Source organism: Tsukamurella sputi (genome assembly GCF_007858445.1).
In the GTDB taxonomy this organism is placed as follows: domain Bacteria; phylum Actinomycetota; class Actinomycetes; order Mycobacteriales; family Mycobacteriaceae; genus Tsukamurella; species Tsukamurella sputi.
The window spans coordinates 364,191-388,022 of record NZ_VIGV01000001.1 but is presented as its reverse complement, the minus strand read 5'-3'; the positions used below and the strand labels follow the sequence as shown (position 1 = coordinate 388,022).

At 70.4% G+C, this 23,832-nt stretch carries 19 protein-coding genes; 10 read left to right on the top strand and 9 right to left on the bottom strand.

All coding sequences use genetic code 11. The annotated features are described in order from the left end of the window. The first annotated feature begins 11 nt into the window (after positions 1–11). On the top strand, positions 12–2,528 hold the full coding sequence (locus FK268_RS01885) for an excinuclease ABC subunit UvrA (RefSeq protein WP_146430563.1): 2,517 nt from the start codon (positions 12–14) through the stop codon (positions 2,526–2,528). Here the strand turns inward: FK268_RS01885 and FK268_RS01880 are convergent. Together FK268_RS01880 and FK268_RS01875 are read right to left on the bottom strand one after the other, a co-directional pair. Continuing rightward, positions 2,521–3,834, bottom strand: coding sequence for an MFS transporter (locus FK268_RS01880; protein WP_146430561.1), 1,314 nt, complete (start codon positions 3,832–3,834; stop codon positions 2,521–2,523). The two genes, FK268_RS01885 and FK268_RS01880, sit on opposite strands and share 8 nt — an antisense overlap. Further along, on the bottom strand, positions 3,831–5,432 hold the full coding sequence (locus FK268_RS01875; protein WP_146430560.1) for a class I adenylate-forming enzyme family protein: 1,602 nt from the start codon (positions 5,430–5,432) through the stop codon (positions 3,831–3,833). Before FK268_RS01875 ends, FK268_RS01880 begins: the two co-directional genes overlap by 4 nt. A gap of 152 nt (positions 5,433–5,584) precedes the next feature. On the opposite strand from FK268_RS01875, the gene FK268_RS01870 reads away from it, so the two are divergent. After that, positions 5,585–6,196, top strand: coding sequence for a TetR/AcrR family transcriptional regulator (locus FK268_RS01870; RefSeq protein WP_146430558.1), 612 nt, complete (start codon positions 5,585–5,587; stop codon positions 6,194–6,196). A 16-nt stretch (positions 6,197–6,212) separates the two neighbouring features. Here the strand turns inward: FK268_RS01870 and FK268_RS01865 are convergent, their stop codons facing one another. Both FK268_RS01865 and FK268_RS01860 read right to left on the bottom strand, forming a co-directional pair. Further along, complete coding sequence (locus tag FK268_RS01865) at positions 6,213–7,319, bottom strand: saccharopine dehydrogenase family protein (RefSeq protein WP_146430557.1); 1,107 nt, start codon at positions 7,317–7,319, stop codon at positions 6,213–6,215. Between the two features lie 22 nt (positions 7,320–7,341). After that, on the bottom strand, positions 7,342–8,922 hold the full coding sequence (locus tag FK268_RS01860) for a succinic semialdehyde dehydrogenase (RefSeq protein WP_146430555.1): 1,581 nt from the start codon (positions 8,920–8,922) through the stop codon (positions 7,342–7,344). A gap of 200 nt (positions 8,923–9,122) precedes the next feature. Here FK268_RS01860 and FK268_RS01855 point away from each other — a divergent pair, with 200 nt between their 5' ends. Together FK268_RS01855 and FK268_RS01850 are read left to right on the top strand one after the other, a co-directional pair. Continuing rightward, positions 9,123–9,809, top strand: coding sequence for a type 1 glutamine amidotransferase domain-containing protein (locus FK268_RS01855; protein WP_146430553.1), 687 nt, complete (start codon positions 9,123–9,125; stop codon positions 9,807–9,809). Further along, positions 9,806–10,573, top strand: coding sequence for an oxygenase MpaB family protein (locus FK268_RS01850; protein ID WP_146430551.1), 768 nt, complete (start codon positions 9,806–9,808; stop codon positions 10,571–10,573). Before FK268_RS01855 ends, FK268_RS01850 begins: the two co-directional genes overlap by 4 nt. 13 nt (positions 10,574–10,586) lie before the next feature. Here FK268_RS01850 and FK268_RS01845 read toward each other — a convergent pair whose 3' ends face one another. Beyond that, a complete protein-coding gene (locus tag FK268_RS01845) occupies positions 10,587–11,201 on the bottom strand; it encodes a type II toxin-antitoxin system PemK/MazF family toxin (protein WP_146430550.1) in 615 nt (204 codons plus the stop codon). A 104-nt stretch (positions 11,202–11,305) separates the two neighbouring features. Here FK268_RS01845 and FK268_RS01840 point away from each other — a divergent pair, with 104 nt between their 5' ends. After that, positions 11,306–11,917 (top strand): maleylpyruvate isomerase family mycothiol-dependent enzyme, encoded by a 612-nt coding sequence (locus FK268_RS01840; protein WP_146430548.1) that lies wholly within the window; start codon positions 11,306–11,308, stop codon positions 11,915–11,917. Between the two features lie 13 nt (positions 11,918–11,930). Further along, positions 11,931–12,872, top strand: a complete 942-nt coding sequence (locus FK268_RS01835; RefSeq protein WP_205124446.1) for an RNA polymerase subunit sigma-70 — start codon at positions 11,931–11,933, stop codon at positions 12,870–12,872. A 15-nt stretch (positions 12,873–12,887) separates the two neighbouring features. Here the strand turns inward: FK268_RS01835 and FK268_RS01830 are convergent, their stop codons facing one another. The 3 genes from FK268_RS01830 to betT are packed head-to-tail and all read right to left on the bottom strand — an operon-like array spanning position 12,888 to position 18,126. Beyond that, positions 12,888–14,483, bottom strand: a complete 1,596-nt coding sequence (locus tag FK268_RS01830; RefSeq protein ID WP_146430545.1) for a GMC family oxidoreductase — start codon at positions 14,481–14,483, stop codon at positions 12,888–12,890. Then, positions 14,453–15,970, bottom strand: coding sequence for an aldehyde dehydrogenase family protein (locus FK268_RS01825; RefSeq protein WP_146430543.1), 1,518 nt, complete (start codon positions 15,968–15,970; stop codon positions 14,453–14,455). The genes FK268_RS01830 and FK268_RS01825 overlap by 31 nt, the downstream gene beginning before the upstream one ends. After that, positions 15,967–18,126, bottom strand: a complete 2,160-nt coding sequence (betT, locus tag FK268_RS01820; RefSeq protein WP_146430541.1) for a choline BCCT transporter BetT — start codon at positions 18,124–18,126, stop codon at positions 15,967–15,969. The genes FK268_RS01825 and betT overlap by 4 nt, the downstream gene beginning before the upstream one ends. Before the next feature lie 135 nt (positions 18,127–18,261). On the opposite strand from betT, the gene lepA reads away from it, so the two are divergent. Together lepA and FK268_RS01810 are read left to right on the top strand one after the other, a co-directional pair. Further along, positions 18,262–20,115 carry a translation elongation factor 4 gene (gene lepA, locus FK268_RS01815; protein ID WP_166443437.1) on the top strand — a complete coding sequence of 618 codons (1,854 nt, stop codon included), beginning with the start codon at positions 18,262–18,264 and terminating at the stop codon, positions 20,113–20,115. A gap of 10 nt (positions 20,116–20,125) precedes the next feature. Further along, positions 20,126–21,052, top strand: a complete 927-nt coding sequence (locus FK268_RS01810; RefSeq protein ID WP_146430538.1) for a cation diffusion facilitator family transporter — start codon at positions 20,126–20,128, stop codon at positions 21,050–21,052. A gap of 4 nt (positions 21,053–21,056) precedes the next feature. On the opposite strand, the gene FK268_RS01805 is transcribed toward FK268_RS01810, so the two are convergent. Further along, positions 21,057–22,175 carry a winged helix DNA-binding domain-containing protein gene (locus FK268_RS01805; protein WP_146430536.1) on the bottom strand — a complete coding sequence of 373 codons (1,119 nt, stop codon included), beginning with the start codon at positions 22,173–22,175 and terminating at the stop codon, positions 21,057–21,059. Here FK268_RS01805 and FK268_RS01800 point away from each other — a divergent pair. After that, a complete protein-coding gene (locus tag FK268_RS01800; protein WP_193560227.1) occupies positions 22,174–23,178 on the top strand; it encodes an NAD(P)H-dependent flavin oxidoreductase in 1,005 nt (334 codons plus the stop codon). The two genes, FK268_RS01805 and FK268_RS01800, sit on opposite strands and share 2 nt — an antisense overlap. Beyond that, a complete protein-coding gene (locus FK268_RS01795; RefSeq protein WP_146430533.1) occupies positions 23,178–23,831 on the top strand; it encodes a pentapeptide repeat-containing protein in 654 nt (217 codons plus the stop codon). Before FK268_RS01800 ends, FK268_RS01795 begins: the two co-directional genes overlap by 1 nt. Position 23,832: the final 1 nt, after the last annotated feature.

The following is a 23,832-nucleotide window of genomic DNA, read 5'->3' as shown; positions in this document are numbered from 1 at the left end:
GTTCACCGCGCATGACCGACGACACTCCGCTGCGGATCGCCGTCCGCGGGGCGCGGGTGCACAACCTGCGGTCCCTCGACGTCGACGTGCCCCTGCGTCGGCTGGTAGCGATCGCGGGTGTGTCCGGCAGCGGCAAGTCCTCCCTGGCCATGGGCGTGCTCTACGCCGAGGGATCGCGCCGCTACCTGGAGGCGCTGTCCACGTACACGCGCCGCCGCATGGCGCAGGCGCCGCGGGCCGCCGTCGACTCCGTGCAGCACGTCCCCGCCGCGCTCGCGCTGCGGCAGCGGCCGGGTGTGCCCGGCGTGCGCAGTACCTTCGGCACCAGCACCGAGCTGCTGAACGTGCTGCGGCTCATGTTCTCCCGGCTCGCCTCGCACCGTTGCCCGAACGGCCACTACCTCGACCCGACGATCGACGTGGCCATCGGCCTCGACCTCACCTGCGCCGTGTGCGGGGCCGTCTTCGCCCCGCCCGGCGCGGAGGCCCTCGCCTTCAACTCCGACGGTGCCTGCCCCACCTGCTCGGGGACCGGCACCGTCCGCGAGATCGACGGGGCCGCACTCGTGCCCGACCCTACGAAGACCATCGCCGACGGCGCCGTCGCGTCGTGGTCGATGTTCGGCTTCGCGTTCATGCCGCAGGTCGTCGAGGACCTCGGCGTGCGGATCGACGTGCCCTACGAGGATCTCACCGTCGCCGAACGCGAGATCGTGCTGCACGGCCCCGCCGAGAAGCGCAAGGTTGCGGTCTCCAGCAAGAACGGCAAGCTGTTCGAGGTCAACTTCACCTATCGCAACGCCTATGCCGCGGTGCAGGAGGCGCTGGACAAGGCGACCACCGAGGCGGGACTCGGCCGGATCACCAGGTTCGTGCACGCGGGGGTGTGCCCCGACTGCGGTGGAACGAGATTGAGGCCGCAGGCCCGTGCGCCGCGCATCGGTGATCTCGGCCTCGCCGACGTCTCCGCGATGACGCTCGACGAGGTCGTGGCGTGGGCGCCCGGCACCGTCGACATGCTCCCGTCCGACATGCGGGAGATGGCCGCGATCCTCGTCGACACTCTGGAGTCGATCGCGCGGCGGCTCCTGGAGTTGGGGCTCGGATACCTGGGCCTGGATCGAGCGGGATCCAGTCTCTCGACCGGCGAACGGCAGCGCGTCCAGCTCGCGCGTGCGGTCCGCAATCGCACGACCGGCGTGCTGTACGTGCTCGACGAACCCTCGGTGGGGTTGCACCCCGCGAACGTCGAGGGTCTGCTCGGTGTGGTGCGGGACCTGTTGCGGGACGGCAACTCCGTCGTCCTCGTGGATCACGATCTGGACGTGTTGCGCGAGGCCGAGCATCTCATCGAGATCGGACCCGGCTCGGGGGCCGAGGGCGGCACGCTCATCGCGCAGGGCACCGTCGGCGAGATCGAGGACGATGCCGCATCGGTCCTCGGCCCCTACCTGGCCGGCCGCGAGCCCATCCGCACCCGGCCGCGTACGCCCGACGCGGAGGTCTTCGCGCACGGGCGGATCCACCTGGAGACCGCCCCGATCCACACTGTGCGCGCGCTCGCCGTCGATCTCCCCGTCGGCCGGATGACCGCGGTGACAGGCGTCTCGGGGTCGGGCAAGTCGACACTGGTCCTCGAGGGGCTCGTGCCCGCGCTGGCCGCGGCGGCCGCCGGCGAGATCCTGCCCGCGCACGTCACGGCGCTCGACGCACCGGGCCTCGGCCGCGTGAACCTGGTGGACGCCACGCCCATCGGCGTGAACGTCCGCTCGACCGTCGCGACCTACAGCGGCGTCCTCGACGACCTGCGGCGCGAGTACGCGAAGACCGCAGCGGCGAAGGCAGCGGGGCTGAAGGCCGGCGCGTTCTCGTACAACACGGGCGCCCTGCGCTGCCCGCGGTGCGACGGCACCGGCCAGGTCTCGCTCGACGTGCAGTTCCTGCCCGACGTCGACATCGAATGCCCGGCCTGCCTGGGCCGTCGGTACGCCCCCGAGGCGTCGGCGGTGCGCTGGCCCGAGGGTCCGGACGCTGCGGGGCGCGCGCTCCCGGACCTGTTGGCGCTCAGCGTGCGCGAGGCGGCCGAGGTGGTGCCGGTGCCGCGGATCGCGAAGAAGCTGCGCACCCTCGCCGATCTCGGCCTGGGCTACCTCACCCTCGGCGAAGCCACCCCTGCGCTCTCGGGCGGTGAGGCGCAGCGACTCAAGCTGGCGGGCGAGCTGGGCCGGGATCAGTCCGATGCGGTCTTCGTCCTCGACGAGCCCTCCGTCGGCCTGCATCCGAAGGACATCCGGGTGCTGTTGGAGGTACTGCAGCGGCTCGTCGAGCGGGGCGCCACGGTCGTGGTCGTCGAGCACGACCTGGACATGATCGCGAACGCCGACCACGTCATCGACCTGGGGCCGGGCGGCGGGGCCGCGGGCGGAACCGTCGTCGCGGAGGGCACGCCCGACGATGTGGCAGCGGCACCGGAGAGCGTGACGGGCCGGTACCTGCGCGCCCACCTGCAGGGCATCCGGCTCAGGTGAGCGGGATGCCCTTCGTCTCGGGCATGAGGTACACGGCCGCCGCCGTGGCTCCGCACAGCACCATGATGTAGACGCTGGCCATCCAGCCCACGCCGAGGTTGTTGACCAGCTGGTTGAAGTAGGGTGCCGTGCCGCCGAACACCGCGACGGACACGGAGTAGGCGAATCCGATGCCCTGCGTGCGGATCCGGGTCGGGAAGATCTCGGACATCGTCGAGGACAGAATGGCACCGGGCGCCGCGACGATGACCAGGGCCACCGCGGACGCGGCGAGCAGGGTCCACCCGCTGGAACCGATGAACGCCATGAGCGGGAACTGCAGCACGATCATCGCGCCGGCGAACCCGAGGATGACGGGCCGGCGGCCGATGCGGTCGGACAGCCTGCCCCAGAAGGGGAGCGTGCACAGCGCGATCACCTGGGCCGCGACCGTCGCCCAGTACGCGGCCTGCGGCGCCATGCCCTGCCGGCTGATCGCGTACGTCGAGGCGTACGAGGTCCACGTGTAGTGCGCGGCCGTGATGCCGGAGGTCATCGCGACGACGAGCAGGACGGACTTGACGAGGGTCCTGCGGTCGACGGGTTCGCGGGCCGCGGCGGACGCGTCCTCCTCGAAGACCTCGCTCTCCTCCATGCTGCGGCGCAGCCACAGGGCTGCGACGGCGAGCAGCGCGCCGAGCAGGAACGGGATGCGCCAGCCCCACTCCGCGACATCGCCCTTCGGCAGGACGGTGGTGACGACGCCGCCGACGGTGTACGCCACGACGGAGCCGCCGAAGATCGCGGCGAAGACGACGCTGCCCCAGAGTCCGCGGCGGTCGTTCGGTGCGATCTCCGCGACATAGGTGTTGGCCGTGGCCGATTCGCCGCCGTGCGCGAAGCCCTGGGCGATGCGGCAGAGCAGCAGGCCGAGGGAGGCGCCGACGCCGATGGTGTCGTAGGAGGGCATCAGGCCGATGATCAGACTGCCGGTTGCCATCGTCAGCATCGTGGTGATGAGGACGAACTTACGGCCCTTGCGATCCGCGATGCGGCCGAAGACGATGCCGCCGAGCGGGCGCATGAGGAAGCCGACGGCGAAGACGCCGAGAGTGGAGAGCAGGGCGGAGACGGGATCCGACTTGTCGAACATCGCTGCGGCGATGAACGGCGCGAACACCGCGTAGGCGCTCCACTCGTACCACTCCATGACGTTGCCGACGGAGCTCGCCAGGAGTGATCTGCGCTTGCCCGCGACGCCGGACGGCGCGACGCCGGACGGCGCGGCGGCGTAGGCCGAGCGGGGGAGCACGGGGTCCTGGGTCATCGGTCGCTCCTCGAGGAGTCGCGCAGGTCGGCGCGTCGGATCTTTCCGGTGGGGGTCTTCGGCAGCTGTCGGACGATGTGCACGGCCCGCGGCGCCTTGTAGGCGGCGAGGTGCTCACGGCTGAAGGCGATCAGCTCCTCGCCGCTCGCCTCCCGCCCGTCCTGCAACGCGACGTAGGCGACGACGGTCTCGCCGCGGTACTCGTCGGGTTCGCCCACGACGGCGGCCTCGAGGACCGCGGGGTGGGCGCACAGGGCGTCCTCGACCTCCCGCGGCCAGACCTTGTAGCCGGACGAGTTGATCTGGTCCTTGAGCCGGTCGACGAGGTAGACCCAGCCGTCGGTGTCGATGATCGCCACGTCGCCGGTGCGGAGCCGGCCGTCGGGCATCGTCGACGCCGTCGCGTCCGGGTTGTTCCAGTAGCCCGGAACGATCTGCGGGCCGGACAGCTCCAGTTCGCCCTGCTCACCGGCGGGGAGCGGCGCACCGTCGGTCCCGATGACCCGCGCCGTGACGCCGGGCAGGGCCCGCCCGATGGACAGGGTGCCGCTGGGCCCGTGGACGGGTGCGCGCTCGCCCGGCGGCACTGCGATGACCGCGGAGGTGGTCTCGGTCATGCCGTAGCCGTTGTGGATGTACGGGCCGAAACGCTCTTCGAACCGCGTCACAGTGGCCGGAGGGATCGGGGCACCGCCCGAGTAGAGCCGCTTCGCGCTGCGGAAGTGCTCGGCGGATGCGCCGGGAACCTGCGACATCGCGTTGTAGGCGGTGATGGAGCCGATCGTGTAGGTCACGCCGTGCTCGACGAAGGCGTCGAGAGCGACCGCGGGCTGGAAGCGCCCGGTGAGGGCCAGGACCGTGTCGCTGAGCAGCGCGAGCGCGGCGTTGACGACCGCGCCGGTGATGTGGAAGAGGGGAGCCATCCCGAAGACGACGTCGCCGGGGCCCAGCCCCGCCCATTCCCGGAAGGACGAGGTGACGGCGAGGACGTTGCCGTGGGTGTTCATGGCGCCCTTGGGCGGCCCCGTCGTCCCGGAGGTGTAGGTCAGCAGCGCGAGCTCGTCCGCCGTGATGTCCACGGGCTCGGGCCTGCGTCCCCGGTACCGCCGGACGAGGTCGACCAGGTCACCGTCGGGCGCGGGGACGGCGCGGTCAGCGCTCGGGAAGGCCCGGGGGTCGTTGCGGGTCTGGTAGTCGAGCGCGGACGTGCTCAGGTGCCAGCGCACGCCGCTCCCGGCCAGGTCCTCGCTCATCCCGGCGGCGTCCGAGTCGGCGCACACGACACCGATCGCCCCGGCGTCGTCGATGAGATGCCGCAGCTCGGGGCCGCGGTACATCGGGTTGAGCACCAGCGCCGTCGCGCCGAGTTTCCACAGTGCGAGCAGCAGCACCGCGTACTGGGGGACGTTCTGCAGGTGGATCCCCACCCGGTCGCCGCGGCCCGTGCCCAGGTCGGCGAGCGCGACGGCGAGGGCGTCGGATTCGGCGTCGAGCTCCCGTGCCGTGAGGTGCCCGTCGAAGTACGCGATGGCCGGCGCGTCGGGGTGACGGGCGACGCGCGCCCGCCACGCGGTGACCAAGGACTGTTCGAGGTCCATGCGGTGTGATCCCTCCGTAGAAAAGTATGTCACGCAACCGACCGAGCGATCGCTCGGTGCTATAGTGGCGGGCGTCACATCGGAATGTCAAGCCCGGGCTTGCGGGCGTCGTCGCCCGCCGGGGAAGGGGGTAGGGCATCATCGCGAGTGTTATGACTGATACCGAATCCGGCTGGCGTGCGTTCGCTGTGGATCCCCTGCCCCAGCTGCTGCGGGGCGCGTTGGCGCACTTCGTCGCGCAGGGCTACAACGGCACCACGATCCGGCAGCTCGCGGCGAGCGCCGACCTCTCCGTGCCCGGCCTGTACCACCATTACGCGTCGAAACAGGATCTCCTTGTCGGCATCGTCGACGCGGCCATGGCGGATCTGTGGTGGCGCAGCGAGTCCGCCCTGCGTGAGGCGGGCGACGACCTGCTCCGACGTCTGGACATGCTCATCGAATGCCTCGTGCTGTTCCACGCGAACAGGCGTGAGCTCGCCTTCATCGCGGTCAGCGAGATGCGGAGCCTGGAGCCGGAGGCGTACGCGCGGTACATCGCCAACCGTGACCGTCAGCAAAAGCTCATGGACGACGTCGTCGAGGAGGGGGTGGTGAGCGGCGTCTTCACCACCCCGTTCCCGCACGAGGTGAGTCGGGCCGTGGTCACGATGTGTACCGGTGTGGCGCAGTGGTTCCGGCACTCCGGAGCCCTCACCCCGGAGGAGCTGGCGGAGCGCTACCGCGTGATGGCGCGGATGGCGGTGGGCGCCCCGCTCGGCTGAACAGGGGGCACTGTCCTCACACTCGGGCGAGCCCGACTTCGGCGCACGCCACCGGGAAGGCATCCGCGCCGAGCCCGTCTATCGGACCGACCACTCCGGCTGCGCGCCCCAGTCCCCGGGACAGACGGTCCGCAGCCATCGCCATCAGATCGGCCGTCACGGTGTAGGGCGACGGGCCGTCCACCTCGACCTGCGCGAGTATCTCTCCCGATCGGGACCTCGCGACCGCGACGGCAAGCCCGCGTGTCCGGGCGCGCTCGGCCGCGTCGGGACCGCCCGCGGGACCGACGAACCGGGGCAGGGCCGTGTCCAGAGCCCGCCGGCCGAGCGGGTGACGCGAGAGCGTCGTCGCGACCAGCGACATCGCCTGCATCGGCCGGGCCAGCTCGGGGAACCAACCGTTGAAGACCCGGATCTCGCGCACCTGCGGGTAGGTGAAGGGAAGCTGCAGCACCTCGGTGCCGGTGGCGAGGATCCCCGCGCGTCGACGCCCGCGGACGGGGAAGGAGACCACGTCCTGAGCTGCGCGGCGATCGACGAGGGCGCCGTTGTGGAGCACGGCGACGGGAAGGCTCATGCCGTCGATGACGGTCTTGCGGGTGCCCTGGCTCAATCCGTTGCGCAGGGAGCCGGTGGCGAAGTACCCGATGTCGACCGAGTGGGCGTCCGGCCCCGCCTCGTCCAGCGCAAGCGCACCCGCGAGGACGCCGGGGACGTAGTCGTAGCCGAACGCGGGCAGCATGACCGAGCCGGTGGTGCGGGCCTGCGCATCGTGTCTGCGGTGCAGCTCGCGGACGAAGCCGACCTCGCCGGTGGAGTCCACGTAGTGCGCGCCGACCCGGGCGGCGGCCTCGGCGGCGACCCACCCGACCCGCTCGAAGGGGCCGACGCCGGTCACGAGCACGTCGCCCGCGCCGACGAGGGCGCGCACGCTGTCGGGATCGGAGACGTCCGCCACGTGATAGTCGAGGCCGCCGTGGCTGTCCGCGAGCGCGGCGAGTTTGGCCTCGGACCGGGCGGAGATGATGGGGCGCAACCCGCGCGCGACGAGCGCCTCGACGGCCAGGCCGCCCGCGTAGCCGGTGGCGCCGAAGACGACGATCCTGGGGCGATTCTCACTCACGGCAATACCTTTCCGCTTCGAGTCAGCGTGCGCCGACGGACTTCCAGATGCGGAGCGCCGCGGTGATCGCGGGCGTCCACGCCTTCCACGGAACGCCGGCGGGCGGGTAGAAGCTCAGGCGGGACTGGTGCGCGATGGTCTGCGCCTCGGTGTACTTCAGGAGACCGTCGACGCCGTGGCGGCGTCCGAGGCCCGAATCGCCCATGCCGCCCATCGGGGAGTCGATGCTGCCCCAGGCCGCGGCGAAGGCGTCGTTGATGTTGACGGTGCCGGTGTGCAGCCGGGCTGCGACGGCGCCCGCGCGGCGCGCATCGCGGCCCCACACGCTGCTGTTCAGGCCGTAGACGGTGTCGTTGGCGCGCGCGATCGCCTCCTCGTCATCGGCCACGGTGTAGATCGACACGACGGGGCCGAAGGTCTCGTGGGCGTACAGGGTCATGTCCGGGGTGACGCCGGTGAGGATCGTCGGCTCGTGGAACAGCGGACCGAGGTCGGGGCGCGCGTGGCCACCGGCGAGCACGGTGGCGCCTTTGGCAACTGCGTCGGCGATGTGCTCGGTGACGGTCCGCAGCTGCTTCTCCGTGGTGAGGCTGCCCACGTCCTTGCTGAAGTCGTAGGCCGCGCCGATCTCGAGGTGCTTCGTCCGCTGGACGAACTTCGCGACGAACTCGTCGCGGACCGCCTCGGCGACGTAGATCCGCTCCACCGAGACGCACAGCTGACCGGCGGACGGGAAGGCCGCGGCGACCGCACCTGAGGCGGCGCGGTCCAGGTCGGCATCGTCTAGCACGAGCATGGCGTTCTTCCCGCCCAGCTCCAGCGAGGCCCCGATCAGGCGCTCCCCGGCGTCGCGGGCGATCTGTCGCCCCGTGGCGGTCGAACCCGTGAACATCATGTAGTCCGCGCCCGCCATCAGCGCGTCGCCGATCGAGCTGCCGCGGCCGACGACCATCTGCCAGACGTCGGCGGGGAGCCCTGCCTCACGCATGAGATCCAGGGCCCAGAGGGCCGTGAGGGCTGTTTGCGTATCGGGCTTCTGGACCACCGCGTTGCCGGCCATGAGGGCCGCGATCGCGTCGGTCGCGGCCATCGACAGCGGGTAGTTCCACGGCGAGATGATCGCCACAACGCCCTTGGGGTAGTGCAGCTCGGTGGTGCGGGTGAGCAGGGGGAGCGCGCCGTTGCGGCGGTGCGGTGCGAGTGCCTTCGGTCCGGTGCGGGCGTAGTAGCGGGCAGCGATCGCGGCGTCGGCGATTTCGAGGTAGGCGTCGCGGCGGGTCTTGCCGTTCTCGGCCTGCATGAGGTCGAGGCCGGTCGCCTGGCGCTCAAGCACCAGGTCGTGGAAGCGCAGAAGGACCTTCGCGCGATCGTCCGCGGACGTCGCGGCCCACCCGACCTGGGCTTTCCGGGCGCGGGCGTAGGCGTCCTCGATATCGGCCGGGCCGGCGACGGGCAGCTCGGCCAGTGGCGCTCCAGTGTAGGGGGCGGCGGTGACCGTGCGGGCCGCGTCGGCCGCGGCGCTCACGTGCCCGGCCAGACGGTGCAGCAGGGCGGCGGTCAGGGAGGCCGGCGGGGCGGTGGTTGATGCCGTCGTGACTGTCATGGTTTCCGGCTCCTCGCCGCTCGATGTATGCAATGCTCACATGAGAGTAGGGTCGATATGTAAGCACTGTCAACACGGTGTGGTCTTTTTGTGGGAGCGTTGACGAGGACCGGCCCGTCGCCCTAATGTAAGCAATGTTCACATAGTGAGCGCGGGCTCGCAGAAGCCGAGTTCGGCTACGCCATAAGGAGGCATCGCCCATGTCCAAGCGCATTCTCAACGTCGTCACCAATGTCGGTCACTACGATGATCCGTCGCACAAGACCGGCCTGTGGCTCTCCGAGCTCACCCACGCTTGGCACGTCTTCGAGGACGCCGGCTTCGAACAGGTTCTCGTGAGCCCCTCGGGCGGTGCGTCGCCGCTGGAGCCGCGGTCGCTGAAGTTTCCCAACTACGACAAGACGGCGAAGGCCTGGCACGCCGACCCCGAGCGGATGAAGCTGCTGGAGAACACGCTCGGTCCCGATGAGATCGACTCCGCCGATTTCGACGCGATCTACTTCACCGGCGGCCACGCTGTGATGTACGACTTCCCGGGCAGCGAAGGGCTGCAGAGGATCACGCGCGAGATCTACGAGCGCGGCGACATCGTCTCCTCGGTCTGTCACGGCTACTGCGGGCTGCTCGACACCAGGCTGTCGAACGGCGAGTACCTCATCAAGGGGCGTGCGATGACCGGCTTCGCCTGGCAGGAAGAGGTGCTCGCCCGCGTCGACAAGCTCGTTCCGTACAACGCCGAGGAGCGCTGCAAGGAGCGCGGCGCGCTGTACCGGAAGGGCAAGCTGCCGTTCACGTCCTACACGGTGGTCGACGGGAACCTCATCACCGGCCAGAATCCGGGCTCCGCCAAGGAGACCGCGCAGAAGGTTGCGGCGGCACTGGGATGACCGTCGACCTCACCGACGCTCAGCGGGACACCGTCCGCGGCGCACTCGCGCGATTGGATCTGCGGGCGGGCGGCGCGGTGGCGGACAACCTCTTCTACACGGTCGGTCTCATCCGCATCTGTGGCGGCGTCGAGGACGCCGCGGCGGTCGACCGGGGCGGGGCGGGCAAGGTGCACCGGCACGGACAACGCCGCGCCGAGGCGACGATCGCCCCGTTCCGGCAGTGGATGGTCGACGGTGCCGACAGTGCGGCCACCCGCGCCTCGATCGCGCCGATCGTGACGATGCACGGCCACTACGGCGCCTCCTACGCGATGTCCAATCGCACGTTCGTGCGGGCCACGGCCCTGTTCACGATCCTCTTCGACGAGATCCTCGCGGCCGTAGGGATTCGCGGCTATTTCAGCGACGCGGAGAAGGCGGCGTTCGTCGCTCACTGGCGGTCCATCGGCACGCAGATGGGCGCGAGCGACCTGCCCGAGACCTGGGCGGGGATGCGGGCCGCGAACGCCGCCTACGAGGCGGATCCCACGGTGTTCCGGCTGACGGATTCCTCGGCGCGCTGCGCGGAGGCGCTCACGGACCAGTTCATCGCCCGGTGGCTGCCGCGGCCTTTGTGGCCACTGGGCCGTCTCGTCCTGAACTCGCTCCAGCCCGACCACGTGCTCGCGGCGACCGGGCTGCGCCGCCCGCCGAGGCTCGCCCGCACCGTGGCCCGCACAGCCGTGGGCCTGTTCGTGCGCACGCAGCTGCGAGGGCGCTGAGTCGCCGACTGACTCAGGTCCAGCCGTAGTCGTCTCGCAGACGCTGCGCGACCGACTCGAAACGCCGTCTATCCAGGACGGCGCCCTCGCGGCGGATGCCGTCCTCAGGGACGTCGAGCACCCGGTCGAGCCGCACCCAGGAGGGGCGCTGTTCCGCGTCCCACGGCCCGGAGCCGATGCCGACCCAATTCGGATCGCCCATGTGACGTTCCTGGCTGGACAACATCAACCCCAGCAGGCTGTTCACGGAACGCCCGACGACCAGCACCGGCCGGTCCTTGCCCTGGCCCGCGTTCGGCCCCGTCGTCTCCTCGAACTCCACCCACGTCCACACGACCTCCCCGGGATCGGCCTGGCCGTCGAGCTGGGGCGCGTAGAAGACACCGCGCGCCATCAGCGCGGTGGGCGTGAAGGTGCGGGTCACGGGCCTGCCGGGCGTGAACTCCTTGGGTTCGGGCGGCGCCTCCAGGCCGAGCGCCTGGTTCACCGTCTGCGTCACCACCTGGGTGATCGCCTCGCGGCCCGCCCGGACCGGAGGACTGTTCACGACCTGCGCCGCGAGCCGGGGGCCGTGCTCGCGCGCGAGCTTGGCCGCCACGGCCGCGAAACGGGTGAAGTCGTTCGCCATGGATCCAGGATAGGCCCGCGCCACGACGTGTCGCTCGCGCGACGAATTCCGTCGGCCCCGCTCGTATGTACCTGTGACGACCGACCCGAGCACAGGAGAACACCATGACCACTTCCACCGGTACCGATCTGTACGACGCCACCGTCGCCGAACGCACCCGGATGGCCGCGTTGCTCGACGGCCTGGCACCCGAACAGTGGGCCGCCGATTCCCTGTGCGCGGGCTGGCGCGTCCGCGAGGTGGTCGCCCATCTGAACATGACCGACACCCAGACCCAGGAGCAGTTCGGGGCGGCGCTCGCCGCCGCGGGTGGTGACGTGAACATCGCCGTCGACCGCACCGCACGCGCTGACGCGGCCCGCTACGCCGACGCCGAACTGCTGGCGATCCAGAAGGCTCGCGTGGCGAGCCGCTGGACGCCCGGACCCGGAGCCCTGCAGGGGGCGCTCGCTCACGAGGTCATCCACGGCCTCGACATCACGGTCCCGCTCGGCCTGCCCGGGCCCGCGCCGGAGGTGCTCGCTGCGACGGTCGCCGGATCGACTCCCGAGGGGCTCGCCTTCTTCGGCGTCGACCTCGCCGGGCTGCGGCTCACGGCCGACGACTCCGATCTCGTCCTCGGTGACGGCCCCACAGATGTCCCGCTCCCGACGCTCACCGTCGTGCTGATCGCGACCGGCCGACACCCGGTCCCGCCCCGCACGGTCGTGGGATGATCGCCCGGTGGCGATGATCGACGAGGGAGTCCTCGGTGACCTGCGCCCCGAGCTGGTCCGCTACTGCTACCGGATGATCGGCGACGGTGCCGGCGCCGAGGACGCCGCGCAGGAGGTGCTCCTGCGGCTGTGGCGCGCACGGGACGGCTACGACCCCGCCCGCGCCAGCGTACGGACCTGGGCGTACGCGATCGCGTCGCGCTACTGCATCGATCTTCTCCGCGGCGCCGCGCGCAGGGCGTTGCCCACCGACCTGTCCGAGCGGGGCGGGGCCGGCGAGCAGGCCTTCGCCGAGCTGACGCCGGGGAGTTGGGTGACGCCGCTGCCCGACACCGCGGAATCCGATCCCGCGGCGGCCGCCGAGCGGCACGAGACCATCCGGATGGCCTTCGTCGCGGCGCTGCAGCACCTCACGCCGCCCCAGCGCGCCGTGCTCGTCTTGCGCGACGTGTACCGGCACAGCGCACTCGAGACCGCGTCGATCCTGGGGATCAGCGCGGCGGCTGCGCACTCCTCGCTGCAGCGCGCCCGGAAGGTGCTCGCCGGAGCGGCGCCCGCCTCGTCGGACGTCGCCGCCGGTGCGGTGGACCCACGTCTGCTCGACGGCTTCGTGCGCGCCTTCGAGCGGCACGACGCCGCCGGCCTGGCCGCGCTCTTGGCGGAGGACGTGGTCTTCTCCATGCCGCCCGTCGCCTTCTGGCTCCGCGGCGCGGAGGACTACGCGGCGATGTTCGCCGGAGGCGACGCCTGCGTCGGGCACCGTCTCGTTCCGACGACCGCGAACGGCGCACCCGCGTTCGGCCAGTACGCACCGGGCAACGGCAAGGGGATGGTCCCGTTCGCTCTGGTCGTCGTCGAATCCGACGGTGACCGCATCACCCGGGTGACCACGTGCCTGGACCAGGCGGACCGGTTCGAGGCTTTCGGTCTCCCGGCCCGCCTGGCCGGGCGCTGACCCGGCGCGCAGCGGTCAGCGGCTCGTCGCCACCAGCTCGGCGCAGCGTTCGCCCACGAGCATCACGGTGATGTTCGGGTTCACCGTGGTGTGCTCCGGGAAGACCGACGCATCGGCCACCCGCAGGCCCGCAGTGCCCTTGACCCGCAGCTCCGGATCGAGCGGCGACATCGGGTCGTCGACCGCGCCCATGCGCACCGTGCCCGCCGGGTGGTAGACGGTGTTGTGCGTGCGCCGGATGTAGTCGGCCAGCTCGGCATCGGTCTGTGCGCCGGGGCCCGGGTACAGCTCACGCTCGATCCAGTCCTTCAGCGGGCCCGCCTCGGCGATCTCCCGAGCCTTCCGGATCCCGGCGATCATGACCTTGAGGTCGTGTCCCTCGGGATCGGTGAAATACCTCGGATCGACCTTCGGCTTGTCCCGGAAGTCCCGGGTCCGCAGCCGGACGGTGCCGCGCGAGCGCGCGTGCGTGACGTTCGGCGTGAGGCAGAAGGTGTTCTCGGCCGTGGGGTAGCCCTGCCGCAGCGTGTGCATGTCGAAGGGCACGCTGCCGTAGTGCATCATCAGGTCCGGCCGGTCCAGGCCGTACTCGGTAGGCGTGAAGATCCCGATCTCCCACCACTGCGTGGACTCGCGCACCATCGGCCGTGAGGTCTCGAACCCGATCACGCCCTCCGGGTGGTCCTGCAGGTGCGCACCCACGCCGGGGGAGTCGACGAGCACCTCGACGCCGGTCTCCCGCAGGTGATCCGCGGGGCCGATCCCCGAGAGCATCAGCAGCTTCGGCGAGTCGATCGCACCCGCGCTCACGATCACCTCGCGTCGCGCCTCGACGAAGGTGGTGCGCCCGAAGGCGTTATCGGTGATGTCCACACCGGTGGCCCGCGGCTGATCGCCGGAGGTGTCGAAGACGACCCGCTTGGCCCACGCGCCGGTGCGGATCGTGAGGTTCTCCCGGTCGAGGATCGGGTGGAGGTAGCTCACCGACGAGGAGGAGCGCGTGCCGTCGGCGCGACGGTTGATCTGGAAGAAGTTGGCGCCGTTGATCACCGTGGTCCCGGAGTTGAACTCCGCGCGGGGGATGCCCACCTCCGCACACGCGTCGAGCAGAGCGACGCCGCACGGATCGTTCGGCGGCACGGTCATGATGTGCACCGGCCCGGATCGTCCGTGGTGGTCGCCGGGGGCGTCGTTGGTCTCGATCGTCGGGTACAGGCGATACACCGAATCCGCGCCCCAGCCGGCGGCGCCGTGGTCCTGCTCCCAGGAATCCAGGTCCTCGCGGGGCGCCCAGAACGCGATGCAGCTGTTGTGAGAGCTGCAGCCGCCCAGCACCTTCGCGCGCGCGTGCCGCATGAACGAGTTGCCGTTCTCCTGCGGCTCGATCGGATAGTCCCAGTCGTAGCCCGATTCCAGGAGCTCCATCCAGCGGTCCAGTCGCAGGATGGCCTCGTCGCCCACGTCCGACGGTCCCGCCTCCAGCAGGCAGACAGTCACCGTCGGGTCCTCGGAGAGGCGGGCGGCGACGGCGGCCCCGGCGGACCCGGCGCCCACCACCACGTAATCGAAGGTCTCGTTGGTCACTTCGCGTCCTTCCGCTCGGCGAACCATCCGGTGACGGACGGCCGCAGGTTCTCGTAGACGTGCTTGGCCTCCAGGTACTCGCCGAGGCCCGTGGGCCCGAGCTCTCGCCCGATGCCCGAGGCGCCGAAACCACCCCACTCGGCTTGGGGGAGGTACGGGCCGAAGTCGTTGATCCAGACGGTGCCGTGCCGCAGCCGGCGTGCCACACGCTTGGCCCGTCCGCCGTCGGCGGACCAGACCGCGCCCGCCAGGCCGTATTCGGTGTCGTTGGCGATCGCCACGGCTTCGTCCTCCGTGGTGAAGGTCTCGACGGTGACGGTCGGCCCGAAGGCCTCGTCGTGCACGCACGCCATCGACGGATCGCAGCGGTCCAGCACCGTCGGCAGGTAGAAGTACCCGGCGTCGAGCGATCCCGAACCCTGATCGCCCGTCGCGAAGGCGCCGCCCGTGCGGACGACCGCGCCGTCCTCACGCGCCTTCCCGACGTACGCGTGCACCTTGTCGCGGTGCGCCGCGGAGATGAGGGGCCCGGTCTCGGTGCCCTCGGCGAACGGGAGTCCCTGGCGGATCCCCTCGGCGCGGCGAACCAACTCGTCGACGAAGACGTCGTGCACGGACTCCTCGATCACGAGCCGTGCACCTGCCGAGCACACCTGCCCGGAGTGCAGGAAGGCCGCGTTGAGGGCGTTGTCGACGGCGGCGGCCAGGCCGTCCGGCGTGGCGCACGCGTCGGCGAAGACCACGTTGGGGTTCTTGCCGCCCAGCTCGAGCGCGACCTTCTTGACGGTGCCGGCGGCGTTGCCGGCGATGACACGACCGGTCACGAGGCCCCCGGTGAAGGAGACCAGATCCACGTCCGGGTGGGTGGAGAGCGGCGCGCCCGCCTGCGCGCCGGCGCCGAGCACGAGGTTGGCCACGCCGTCCGGCAGGCCGACCTCCTGGAGCACCTTCATCAGCAGGATCGACGTGTGCGGCGTCAGCTCGGAGGGCTTGAGCACGAAGGTGTCTCCGGCGGCCAACGCCGGCGCGACCTTCCACGCCGCCTGCAGCAGCGGGTAGTTCCAGGGCGTGATCATCCCGCACACGCCCACGGGCTCGTACACGATCTGCGAGGCGACATCGGCCGAGCCGGCGTCGACGATGCGGCCGCTCTCCTGCCCGGCGAGTTTGCCGAAGTAGCGGAAGCAGGCGGCGATGTCGGCCATGTCGAGCTCGGACTCGTACAGGCGCTTGCCGGTGTCGAGCGTCTCCGCGCGGGCGAACTCGTCGCGGCGGCGGTCGATCCCGTCCGCGACGCGCAGCAACAGGTCGCCGCGCTCGGCGGCGGGGACGTGCGGCCACGGGCCGGTGTCGAAGGCGCGGCGTGCCGCGGCGATCGCGGCCTCGGTGTCGGCCGGGGTCGCCTCGTCGACGATGCCGACCTCGGTGCCGTCGGCGGGGCAGACGATGGTGCGGGTGCCGCCGCCCTCGCTGTGGCGCCAGGCGCCGTCGATGAACAGGGTGGGGTCGCTCATGCGGGTGTCCCTTCGGGTTCGGTGGACGCTTCAGGATCGGGATCGGTTCGGGTGCCGGCCGGTTCGTCGTGGCCGTCGTGGTGATCGGAGGCGGCTCGCCGCAGGTGCAGATAGCCGAGGTGCCGCTCGTACTGGTCGAGGATGTCGCCGATGATCTGCTCCCGGGTGTAGCCGTTGAGCGTGTACCCCTGCGAGCCCTCGGCGAGGTAGACCTCGCAGCGGAAGTAGCGGTCGGCGGAGCGCTGCGCCAGGACCGCGTAGCTCGGGGCCGGAGCGGAGACGGGCCAGACGCAGTACTCGAAGTCCGGTTCGCTCGCCAGGTCGACGGTGAGCGTGGGCGATGGCAGGGACTCGCTGCGCCCGGACTCGTCGATCGTGGCTGAGATGCCTTCTGCGGCGAATTCCGCTGCGACGTCGCGCATCGCGGGACCGACCGTGTTCTCCAGGAACTTCAGCGTGGCGTTGCGGCTCGGGTAGTGGACCGTTGCCAGCAGCCGCCTGCGCCAGCTGCCCGGCTCACTGCTGCCGCGTCCGGCGGCCAGGGACTTGGGCAGCGCCGTCCGGTAGCTGTCGAGCTTGAACGACTCGGTGTGCAGGGCGCGCAGGAGTGCGAGGCCGACCAGTGCCAGCACGAAGGAGAAGGGCAGGCCCATGATGATGGTGGCCTTCTGCAGCGTCACGATGGAGCCGTCGTTGCCCGCGAAGAGCATCGCGAGCGTGAGCAGTCCGATCGCGAAGGACCAGAAGATGCGTGTGCTCCGTGCGCAGTCCGCCATCGGATCCTCGAGCTTACTGGTGAAGTTGCCCATCACCAGCGACCCGGAATCGGCACTGGTGACGTAGAACAGCAGGCCCGTGATGGTGGCCACGGCCAACAGCAGTGGCGCACCGGGGTACTTCTCGAGTAGCGAGTAGAAGCCCACCTCGGGCATCGACGCCGTGGCCTCCGCGAAGTCCTTGTCGCCCCGGGCGACCTCGAGCGCACTGTTACCGAACACCGAGATCCACAGCAGGATGAAGCTGAACGGCACCACCAGCACGCCGAAGACGAACTGCCGCAGGGTGCGGCCGCGCGAGATCCTGGCGAGGAACAGGCCGACGAAGGGCGCCCACGCCACCCACCAGGCCCAGAAGAAGAGCGTCCACGAGTCGAGCCAGCCCCGCGGATCGCTGCCGGCGGTCTCCGGATCGATCTGGCCCCACGCGAACGTGTTCATGGTGCGATCGAGGAACGTCGACAGGTAGTCGCCCGTGTTCTGCACCAGGCCGTTGAGGAGGAAGTCGGAGCGACCCGCCACGAGGATGTAGACGAGCAGCGCGATCGCGAGGATCACGTTGAGCTCGCTGAGCCGCCGGATGCCCTTGTCGACGCCGGAGGTCGCCGAGATCGTGGCCACGATCACCGACAGCACGATGAGGCCGATCTGCGCGGCCTTGCCCTGCGGGACGCCGAACAACTCGTGCAGGCCGTAGTTGAGCTGGACGATGCCGATGCCCAGTGACGTGGCGATGCCGAAGATGGTGCCCAGCACGGCGGCCACGTCGACGGCGTCGCCGAGCCGGCCGTGGACGCGCTTGCCCAGGATCGGGTACAGCGCCGCGCGGATGGTGAGCGGGAGGTTGTGGCGGAACGCGAAGTACGCGAGGGCGCCGCCCATCAGGGCGTACATCGCCCACCCGGTGATGCCGTAGTGGAAGACGGTCCAGGTGACGGCCTCACGCGCGGCGTGGTTGTTCTCGCCGGCACCCTCCGGGGGCTTGAGGTAGTGGCTCACGGGCTCGGCGACGGAGAAGAACATCAGGTCGATGCCGATGCCCGCCGCGAACAGCATCGAGGTCCAGGTGAAGAGGCTGTACTCGGGGCGTGACTCCTCGGGGCCGAGGCGGTAGGTGCCGTAGCGACTCAGGCCGATGAAGACCACGACACCGACGATCGCGGTCGCGAGGAGGAAGTACCACCAGCCGAACCAGGTGGTGATGAACGTGACGACGCCGCTGATCACGCTCTCCGCGGTCTCGGGAGAGGCGAGTGCCCAGAGGGCGAAGGCCAGGACCGAGCCTGCGGCGGCGATGAAGACTCGGCGGTTCAAGGAGCTCGTGGGTGTCGATGTGGCTTCTACTGGTTTCGATGTTCGTGAGGATTCAGAATCACTCATGTCGTTCGACGTTACCGTGACAGTGGTCGAACCGGACGAACTCGGTGATCAGCCGTGCCTGCGGAGCAGTGATCCTTCCGGGCATGAGAAACTGAAGGGTGACGTGTGCCGGACCCCCGGCCAGCCGCCCGAGGAGTGAGACCGATTCCCAGCTTCGCCGACACCACCTTCACGGACCCCACGAGGATCCGGAACTTCTGCATCATCGCGCACATCGACCACGGCAAGTCGACCCTGGCCGACCGGATGCTGCAGCTCACGGGTGTGGTCGAGGAGCGTGCCATGCGGGCGCAGTACCTCGACCGCATGGACATCGAGCGCGAGCGCGGCATCACCATCAAGGCGCAGAACGTGCGCCTGCCGTGGAAGGTCGGCGACACCGATTACGTCCTGCACTTGATCGACACGCCCGGCCACGTCGACTTCACCTACGAGGTCTCCCGCGCGCTCGAGGCCTGCGAGGGCGCGGTGCTGCTGGTGGACGCCGCGCAGGGCATCGAGGCGCAGACCCTCGCCAACCTGTACCTGGCGATGGACAAGGACCTGGAGATCATCCCGGTCCTCAACAAGATCGACCTGCCCGCCGCCGACCCGGACCGCTACGCCGAGGAGATCGCCCACATCATCGGCTGCGAGCCGGACGATGTGCTGCGCGTCTCCGGCAAGACCGGCGCGGGTGTCGACGCCCTCCTCGACCGTGTGATCGAGCGGGTCCCGGCCCCCGTCGGCGATGCCGACGCGCCCGCCCGCGCCATGATCTTCGACTCGGTCTACGACACCTACCGCGGCGTCGTGACCTACATCCGCGTGGTGGACGGCAAGATCGTCCCGCGCGAGAAGATCAAGATGATGTCGACCGGCGCGACCCACGAGCTGCTCGAGGTGGGCATCGTCTCGCCCGAGCCGAAGGCCACGAAGGGCCTCGGCGTCGGCGAGGTGGGCTACCTGATCACCGGCGTCAAGGACGTGCGCCAGTCGAAGGTCGGCGACACCGTCACCTCGGCTCGCAACGGTGCCGAGGAGGCCCTCACGGGCTACCAGGAGCCGCGCCCGATGGTCTACTCGGGTCTGTACCCCGTGGACGGCTCGGACTACCCGGCCCTGCGCGAGGCCCTCGACAAGCTGCAGCTCAACGATGCCGCGCTCACCTACGAGCCCGAGACCTCGGTGGCGCTCGGCTTCGGCTTCCGCTGCGGCTTCCTCGGGCTGCTGCACATGGAGATCACCCGCGAGCGACTGCAGCGCGAGTTCGGCCTCGACCTGATCTCCACCTCGCCCAACGTGGTCTACCGCGTCGTCGGCGAGGACGGTAAGGAGCAGACCGTCACCAACCCGTCGGACTGGCCGGACGGGAAGCTGCGCGAGACCTACGAGCCGATCACCAAGACCACGATCATCGCGCCCAGCGAGTTCGTCGGCACCATCATGGAGCTGTGCCAGGCACGGCGCGGCGAGCTCGGGGGCATGGACTACCTGTCCGAGAGCCGCGTGGAGCTGCGCTACACACTGCCGATGGCCGAGATCATCTTCGACTTCTTCGACTCCCTCAAGTCCCGCACCCGTGGCTACGCCTCGCTCGACTACGAGGAGTCGGGCGAGCAGCAGTCCGATCTGGTCAAGGTCGACATCCTGCTGCAGGGCGAGGCCGTGGACGCCTTCAGCGCGATCGTGCACCGCGACGGCGCGCAGGCGTACGGCAACAAGATGACGGTCAAGCTCAAGGAGCTGATCCCGCGCCAGCAGTTCGAGGTGCCGGTGCAGGCCGCGATCGGCTCGAAGATCATCGCCCGCGAGAACATCCGCGCCATCCGCAAGGACGTGCTCGCCAAGTGCTACGGCGGCGACATCAGCCGTAAGCGCAAGCTGCTCGAGAAGCAGAAGGAGGGCAAGAAGCGCATGAAGACGATCGGCCGGGTCGACGTGCCGCAGGAGGCCTTCGTCGCCGCGCTCTCGTCCGACGCCTCGGCGGACAAGCCGAAGGGCAAGTAATGTCCCGACGGTGACCGACGCACCGTCCGGTGGCGCGCCGCGGGTCCGCGAGGACCTGTCGCGCTACGCCCTGCTCTCGATCGTGACCTCGCTGGTCGTGATCGGCCTGAAGATTCTCGCGTGGCGCCTGACGGGCTCCGTCGGCCTGCTCTCCGACGCCGCGGAGTCCTCGGTCAACGTGGTGGCCGCGATCGCCGCGTTCGTCGCGCTCAAGGTGGTCGCGAAGCCGGCCGACCACGACCACAACTTCGGGCACACCAAGGCCGAGTACTTCTCGGCGGTGCTCGAGGGCGTGATGATCGTCGTGGCCGCGGTGGTCATCCTGGTCTCCGCTGTCGATCGACTGTTCAATCCACGGGAACTCGAACAGGTCGGGCTGGGCCTCGCGATCTCGGTCGCGGCAACGGTGCTCAACGGCCTGGTCGGGCTCTACCTGATCCGCGTGGGGCGCCGGCACCGGTCGCTGGCGCTGCAGGCCGACGGTAAGCACCTGCTCACTGATGTGTGGACCACCGTCGGGGTGATCGTGGGCGTGCTGCTGGTGGCGCTCACCGGCTGGTTGCCGCTCGACCCGCTGATCGCCATCGCCGTCGCGGTGAACATCCTGGTCGTGGGGGCGCGCCTGGTGTGGCAGTCGGGCGCCGGCCTGATGGACGCAGCGCTGCCGCCCGACGAGCGGGCGCAGATCGACGCGGTGCTCGACCGCCATCGGGCCCGGGGCATCGACTTCCACGACGTCCGGACCCGCGAGTCCGGGCACGAGAGGTTCCTCCAGCTGCACATGCTGGTGCCGGGGGACTGGACCGTGCAGCGTGCGCACGATGTGACGGAGGAGGTCGAGGTCGATCTCGACACCCTCTTCGAGGACCTGCGGATCACCGTGCACATCGAGCCCATCGACGATCCTCGCGCCTACGAGGATTGGCGTCTGGACTGACTCCTCAGGCGAGTGTCGCCTCCAGCCCGAGGAACCGTCCGTAGGCGCGCGCGGGCCCGGCGAGGCGCTTGCGCGTCGCCACGGTGATCGTGGTGAACGGCTCGAGTTCGACGGTGACCTTCTTCGCCGTCGCCTTCCGGCTCCACGTGCCCACGATCTCGCCGTCGACGACGACCATCGGCTTGAAGACGCCGTTGCGTCCGGGGATGATCCGCGTGAGGTACTCCTCGTCGAGCTGCGGTGCGCGAGAGCCGTATCCGATGATGTACTCGTCGAATCCGGGCAGCAGGAGGGGCGTCGCGAGCGCCTCGTCGACCTGTGCGTCCGTGATGTCGACGGTGCCGGGCGTGACCAGGTACCGGGTGCCCGCGATCGTCTCGGTTCCGACGGACCCGCCCGCGGCTTCGATGCCCTCATCGACCGCGCCCATCGGCAGGTACGCCCACTTGCCGATGTCCTGGCGCGTGACGGGGCCGCGGGCGGCGACGAATCGCGAAACCATCTCGCCCAGAGCGTGGTCCGGCTCGTGGCGGTCGGCGATCCACTCGTCGGCGAGCGCGAAGGCGTCGGTCTTCGAGGTGGGGTCGGCGAAGACGATCGCCATGAGCTCCGTGAGGTCGCGCAAGATGTGGCCGGTCTGCGCGTTGTCCAGCGGGAGGCCGGCATCCGCGCACGCCGCGACCAGCTCGGGGCGAGTCATCGACCGGCCGTCCGCGAGCTGCGCCCGGATCACCTTCTCGGCGTCGGCCATCATCGGCTCCGTGATGCCGAGCCGGGGTCTCCGCTTGGCCGCGTCGGCGCGGGACCGCACGGTGAGTGCCGCGCTGAGCCAGTGCAGATCCTCGGGCGCGGTGATCTGCAGGGTGCCGCGCATGGGGCGGTTGCGGGTGAGGCGTCGCTCCGCGAGATCGGCGAGCACCCGGGCGTCGTCGGGGTGCTCCGACGCGCGCAACGAGAGCGCGAACCGCGCGGCAGCAGCGTCCTGCGCCTGGATCGCGAGCATGCCCCGGGCCGCGTCCTGCGCCGTGCGCCAGTCCTGCACGCCCGGAACCAGGCCCTGCGCGCGGAGGCGGAGTGCGCGGAGGAGGCGGACCTCGGGATCGGCGGATGCGGTGGTGCCCATGGCGGAATCCTGCCACGGGCGTAGCCTCGTCTGTGTGTGGAACACCTGGCTGACGCGCACCCTGGCCATCGATCTGCCGATCCTCGGCGCCCCGATGGGCGGGCGCGCCGGAGGCGAACTCGCAGGGCAGGTGACCGCCGCGGGTGGCCTGGGCATGATCGGTGCCGCGCGGTACGCCACGCCCGAGTGGATCGACGAGCAACTGCGGGTGATCCGTGCCGCCGCGGGGGAAGCCGCACCGCTCGCCTTCGGCCTGCAGACCTGGTCGCTGGCGGACAGTCCTGAACTTCTCGATTCCGTGCTCGCGGCGAAGCCGAAGCTGGTCTCGCTCTCCTTCGGTGATCCGGCGCCCTTCGTGCAGCGGTGCAAGGACGCCGGCGCCGTGGTGATCTCCCAGATCAATTCCGTCGAGGACCTGCGCGAAGTGGAGGCGGCGGGAGTCGATGCCGTGGTCGCCCAGGGCGGCGAGGCGGGCGGGCACACCGGCCGGATCGCGACGCTGCCACTGTTGCAGGAGGTACTGCGCGCCACGGAGCTTCCGGTGCTCGCGGCGGGCGGGATCGGCACCGGTGCCGGCCTCGCCGCAGTCCTCGCCGCGGGAGCTCAGGGCGCGTTGATCGGCACCGCGCTGCTCGCTTCGCCGGAGACCGTGGGCCCCGACTACGCGATCCCGGCATTGCTCAAGGCGCGCAGCGCCGACACCGTGTACACCGACGTCTTCGACAAGGCCCGGCACCAGCCCTGGCCCACCCGGTGGTTCGGCCGGGCGCTCACCAACGACTTCACCGAGCGGTGGCACGACGGCGACGGCGTGGTTTCGTCCACCGGGACGGAGGAGGCGATCAGCGCCGCGTACGACGGTGCGATGCCCGAGATCGGCGTGGTCTACGCGGGCCAGGCGGCGGGCCTGGTCGATGCGGTGCGGCCCGCCCGCGAGGTGGTCGAGTCCATCGCCGCCGAGGCCGCGGCGCGGCTGCGCGCCGTTGCGGGAGTGCTCGACTGATGGCCGGCCTCGTCGCACCGAAGATCCTGCCGTTGCGCCTGAACGACCTGGAGGACGGCGTCACCGACGAGCTCGTGCCCGGGGACGTGCACGATCGGCAGCGGTTCGCCGAGCCGACCGTCAAGGGTCGCGACCTGAGCGGGATCACCTTCAGTGAGTGCGAACTCACGGGCTGGGAGGTGCGCGACGCGGTTTTCACCGATTCGTCGTTCCTCGAGACCCGCATCGCGTCGCTGTTCGCCACGGGCTTCCGCGCATCCCGCTCGACCTTCCGTCAGGTGGAGGTCGACGATGCCCGGATCGGCGCCGTCGAACTCATGGACTCGAAGCTGCGGTCCGTGGTCTTCACCGACGTCCGGCTGGGCTTCGTGAACCTGCGCGGCGCCGGCCTCACGGACGTCATCTTCCGCGGCTGCATGCTCGACGGGATCGACGCCGCCGACGCGACCCTGACGCGGGTCGCGTTCGAGGACTGCCGCGCAGGTGAGCTGGACGTGACTCGCGCGAAGCTGCAGCACGTCGACCTGCGGGGGCTACAGGTCGAGCGGATCCGCGGCGTCGAGGGAATCGCCGGTGCCACCATGTCGCACCTGCAGGTGGTCGGCCTCGCAGAGGTCTTCGCCGCGCACCTGGGCATCAACATCACGGACTGAC